This window comes from Sandarakinorhabdus sp., assembly GCF_041689835.1.
GTDB lineage: Bacteria > Pseudomonadota > Alphaproteobacteria > Sphingomonadales > Sphingomonadaceae > Sandarakinorhabdus.
Map to the genome: position 1 here is coordinate 1 of NZ_JBDNFM010000232.1, position 4,289 is coordinate 4,289.

Sequence of the window (4,289 nt, forward strand, 5' to 3'; positions counted from 1 at the left end):
CAACCCCTCAGGCACCCTCTGATGAATAATCCGGGTTAGGATATGTCACTGGCGCGTCTGATATGCTGGCTGCCGCGCAAACGGTAGGCGGGGCGCGGCCCGTTATGTGCCAGCCCGATAACGTCAGCCGGAAACAGGTGGTGGATATCGTAGTAAGATATTTGCAAAACAATCCGAATGTCCGCCATTTCCTAGCTGGAAGCCTTGTGCGAATAGCACTGATGGACGCATTTCCCTGCAAGCCATAAACTGGCTAGCTAGGTATATAGTTCCCTTCGCGAGCATGACGGCAACTCCAAACGATAAAACGAACGGGTGCAGGGACTGCGTCCCTGCCCGCCGGAGGCCCCTCTTTCACTTCGCACACGAAAAGGGCCGCCGCTCCACCAAGCGACGGCCCTCAAATCGTCCAGCAATCGCTGATTACAGCTTGCCGGTCAGTTCCGGGATCAGGGTGAACAGGTCGCCGACCAGGCCGACGTCGGCCACCTGAAAGATCGGGGCTTCCTCGTCCTTGTTGATGGCGACGATGATCTTGCTGTCCTTCATGCCGGCCAGGTGCTGGATCGCGCCGGAGATGCCGACGGCGACATAGAGTTCCGGGGCGACGATCTTGCCGGTCTGGCCAACCTGATAATCGTTGGGGGCGTAGCCCGCGTCCACCGCAGCGCGGCTGGCGCCGACGGCAGCGCCCAGCTTGTCGGCCAGCGGATCGATGAATTCGTGGAACTTGTCCGACGAACCCAGCGCGCGGCCGCCGGACACGATGATCTTGGCGGCAGTGAGTTCCGGGCGGGCCGACTTGGTGAGTTCGGCGCCCACGAAGCTCGATGTGCCGGCGCTGCCTGCGCCGCTCACGGCTTCGATGCTGGCGCTGCCGCCGCTGGTCGCAGCCTTGGCAAAGGCGGTGCCGCGCACGGTGATTACCTTCTTGGCGTCGCTCGATTTCACGGTGGCAATCGCGTTGCCGGCGTAAATCGGGCGAGTGAAGGTATCCGGGCCTTCGACGGACAGGATTTCCGAAATCTGCGCCACATCCAGCGCCGCTGCCACGCGCGGCGCGATGTTCTTGCCGCGGCTGGTCGCCGGGGCGACGAACGCATCATAACCGGCCATCAGGCTGGCAATCAGCGGCGCGAGGTTTTCCGGCAGGGCGGCGCCGTAAGCAGCATCATCGGCCACCAGCACCTTGGCAACGCCAGCAATGGCGGCAGCCGACGTGGCCACTGTGCCGCAGCCGCTGCCGGCCACCAGCACATGCACATCACCGCCAAGTTGCCCGGCGGCGGTGATGGCGGCCAGCGTGGCATCCTTCACCACAGCGTTATCGTGTTCCACAAGAACCAGGACGCTCATGCCACCGCTCCCATTTCCTTCAGCTTCGCCACCAGTTCGTCCACCGATTTCACCTTGATGCCGGCCTGGCGCTTGGCCGGCTCGGTCACTTTCAGGGTGGTCAGCCGCGGTGTCATGTCCACACCGTAATCGGCCGGTGTCTTGGCGGCGATCGGCTTGGATTTCGCCTTCATGATGTTGGGCAGCGACGCATAGCGCGGCTCGTTCAAGCGCAGATCGGTCGTCACGATCGCGGGCATTTTCAGCGCCACGGTTTCAAGCCCGCCGTCGATTTCGCGCGTCACGTTCACCGTCTCGCCCTGCGGATCAAGCTTGGAGGCAAAGGTGCCCTGTGCCCAGCCGAGCAGCCCGGCCAGCATCTGGCCGGTCTGGTTGGCGTCGTCGTCGATCGCCTGCTTGCCGAGGATGACCAGGCCCGGTGCTTCTTCGGCAACGATTCCGGCCAACACCTTGGCAACGGCCAGCGATTCGGTGGTCACATCGGTCAACACCAGGATGCCGCGATCGGCGCCCATGGCCAGCGCCGTGCGCAGCGTTTCGGTGCACTGCTGCACACCGACGGACACGACCACAACCTCGGTGGCGATGCCCTTTTCCCTCAGGCGAATCGCTTCTTCGACGGCAATTTCGTCGAAGGGATTCATGCTCATCTTGACGTTGGCGAGCTCGACGCCGGTCTGATCCGACTTCACCCGAACCTTGACGTTGTAATCCACCACCCGTTTGACGGGGACGAGTACTTTCATATGCGTCGCTTTCCAAGATTGCGCTTGCTGGCCGTGCTTGCAACGCACAGCCGCGCCAGTCAACCTGCCTCTGTGCGCGCAGTGCCAAACGTCGCAAGGGCTGGCTCAGGGTTGAATTGCGCCGCCTTCATGCCGCCACAGGTGCACGGCAAATCGCGCGCGTTCATCAGTCCATTGCGCCTGCGGGCTCCACCCACTCGCGCAGGCCATCAGCCGACTTTCGGCCAAGGTCCATTTGTGGCTGTCCTCGGTGTGGATGGTTTCCCCCGCCGCAAGCGCGAAATTCTGCCCGGCCGCGCGGAATTGTGTGTCGATCCGCGCAACCAGATGCATTTCGATGCGCCCCCCACCCTCATTCCAGATGGCCCGGTGCGCGAAATCATCGGTGCGGACGGTGCCGGCCAATTCCCGGTTGATGCGGTGCAACAGATTGAAATTGAACGCTGCGGTGACGCCGGCGGCATCATCATAGGCCGCCTCCAGCATGGCCACCGATTTGCCCGCGCCGGGCGCCAAATCCAGGCCAATCACCAGCCAACTGCCTGGCCCCAGCACATCGGCAAAGCTGCGCAGCAGATCGATCGCGGCACTTGGCCCCAGGTTGCCCAGCGTGGAACCGGGGAAAAAGCCCAGCCGCGGCAACGCCGCCACCGGGTCCGGCAGCTGAAAACTCCGGGTGAAATCGGCAATCACCGGCAGGATCGGCAGGCCGGGAAACTGCACAGCCAGTGCAGCGGCCGATTGCGCCAGAAATTCACCGGAAATATCCACCGGCACATAGGCGGATGGTTGCAGCGGTTTCAGCAACAGCGGTGTTTTCGTGGACGATCCCGATCCATATTCCACCACCACCCTGCCCGGCCCCACGGCGGCCGCGATGGCACCGGCGTGTTCGGACAAAATCGCGGTTTCCGTGCGGGTGGGATAATATTCGGGCAACTGCGTGATCGCTTCGAACAACCGCGATCCGGTTTCGTCATAGAAAAATCGCGCCGGAATCACCTTTTGCGGTTGGGCCAGACCGGTGCGGACCGCGTTGGCGAAATCGGCGGCAAAATCGACGGCATAATCGGCGGCAAAATCATGCAGATCAACCGGCCCGGCAGCTTCGTACATCTCAGGCGTCCCTTGCAAGGCGCAGGCCGGTGAACTGCCAGCGCTGCGGCGGCGCAAAGAAGTTGCGCACGCTGATCCGCGAACTGCCGCGCGGCGTGGCACAACTGGCGCCCTTCAGCACCATCTGCCCATTCATGAACTTGCCGTTATACTCACCGACCGCGTCCGCGGTTGCACGAAAACCCGGGTAGGGCAGAAAAGCCGAAGCCGTCCATTGCCAGCAATCACCGAACAGGCCGGGGCTGGCGCCTGTGGGCTGCACGGCCGCCGCTTGGTCAAGCTGGGTGCCTGCGCGCGGATCATCGCCCTGCGCGGCATGTTCCCACTCGGCCTCGGTTGGCAGCCTGGCACCGGCCCAAGCTGCAAAGGCATCGGCTTCATAGAAACTGATGTGTGTCACCGGTGCGTGCGGGTCCAGCGGCCGGCGACCAGCGAGCGTCATGCTGGTCCAGCCGTCGCTGTCCTGCTGCCAGCGCAACGGCGCGGTGATCGCGCCCTGCTGCGCCCAGGCCCAGCCATCCGAAAGCCACAGCCGCGGTTCGCCATAGCCGCCATCAGCCATGAATGCCTGCCATTCGGCATTGGTCACCAAGGTGCCGGCCAGTTTGTACGGCCGCAGCAGCACCGCGTGCGCCGGGCCCTCGCAATCGAAGGCGAAACCGGTATCGGGGCCATCATGGCCGATGCGCACGATGCCGCCGGCATGGCCATGCCACTGGCGAGTGCGCGGCAGCGCCGCAATCGGCCCTGGATCCAGATAGGTCGGCGCCAGCGGATTGGCGGCAAACAGATCAAGGATATCGGTGAGCAGCAATTCCTGGTGTTGCTGCTCGTGATTGATGCCCAGTTTCACCAGCGCCGCCGACCTTGCATCCAACCCCGGCAGCGCCGCACCCAGCGCCGCATCGACATGCCCGCGCCAATCGAGCAGCTGCGCCAGCGAAGGCCTTGTCAGCAAGCCGCGGCGCGCGCGCGGGTGACGCGGGCCGGCGGCCTCGTAATAGCTGTTGAACAGATAGGCGAACCGCGCATCGAATGTCTGATACCCCGGAACATCGGCTAGCACGAACG

4 protein-coding genes and 1 pseudogene are annotated in these 4,289 nt (G+C 63.6%); 1 reads left to right on the top strand and 4 read right to left on the bottom strand.

Annotated elements, in window-relative coordinates; genetic code table 11:
- Positions 1-47: 47 nt before the first annotated feature.
- Positions 48-248 (top strand): annotated as a pseudogene (locus tag ACESL8_RS12225) (Rap1a/Tai family immunity protein); the annotation flags it as partial.
- A 175-nt stretch (positions 249-423) separates the two neighbouring features.
- Here ACESL8_RS12225 and ACESL8_RS12230 read toward each other — a convergent pair.
- The 4 genes from ACESL8_RS12230 to egtB form a co-directional block, all read right to left on the bottom strand.
- Positions 424-1,356 carry an electron transfer flavoprotein subunit alpha/FixB family protein gene (locus tag ACESL8_RS12230; RefSeq protein ID WP_372919249.1) on the bottom strand — a complete coding sequence of 311 codons (933 nt, stop codon included), beginning with the start codon at positions 1,354-1,356 and terminating at the stop codon, positions 424-426.
- Entirely contained in the window at positions 1,353-2,102 is a 750-nt protein-coding gene (locus tag ACESL8_RS12235) for an electron transfer flavoprotein subunit beta/FixA family protein (RefSeq protein WP_372919251.1), read from the bottom strand. The genes ACESL8_RS12230 and ACESL8_RS12235 overlap by 4 nt, the downstream gene beginning before the upstream one ends.
- 105 nt (positions 2,103-2,207) lie before the next feature.
- Positions 2,208-3,218, bottom strand: a complete 1,011-nt coding sequence (egtD, locus tag ACESL8_RS12240; RefSeq protein ID WP_372919254.1) for an L-histidine N(alpha)-methyltransferase — start codon at positions 3,216-3,218, stop codon at positions 2,208-2,210.
- Position 3,219: 1 nt separating this feature from the next.
- A partial coding sequence (gene egtB, locus ACESL8_RS12245; protein WP_372919256.1) for an ergothioneine biosynthesis protein EgtB occupies positions 3,220-4,289 on the bottom strand: 1,070 nt, incomplete at its 5' end.

Excerpts from the sequence above, each read along its gene's own strand:
- ACESL8_RS12235 (WP_372919251.1), bottom strand. The coding sequence starts at position 2,102 with ATGAAAGTACTCGTCCCCGTCAAACGGGTGGTGGATTACAACGTCAAG.
- egtD (WP_372919254.1), bottom strand. The coding sequence starts at position 3,218 with ATGTACGAAGCTGCCGGGCCGGTTGATCTGCATGATTTTGCCGCCGAT.
- ACESL8_RS12230 (WP_372919249.1), bottom strand. The coding sequence starts at position 1,356 with ATGAGCGTCCTGGTTCTTGTGGAACACGATAACGCTGTGGTGAAGGAT.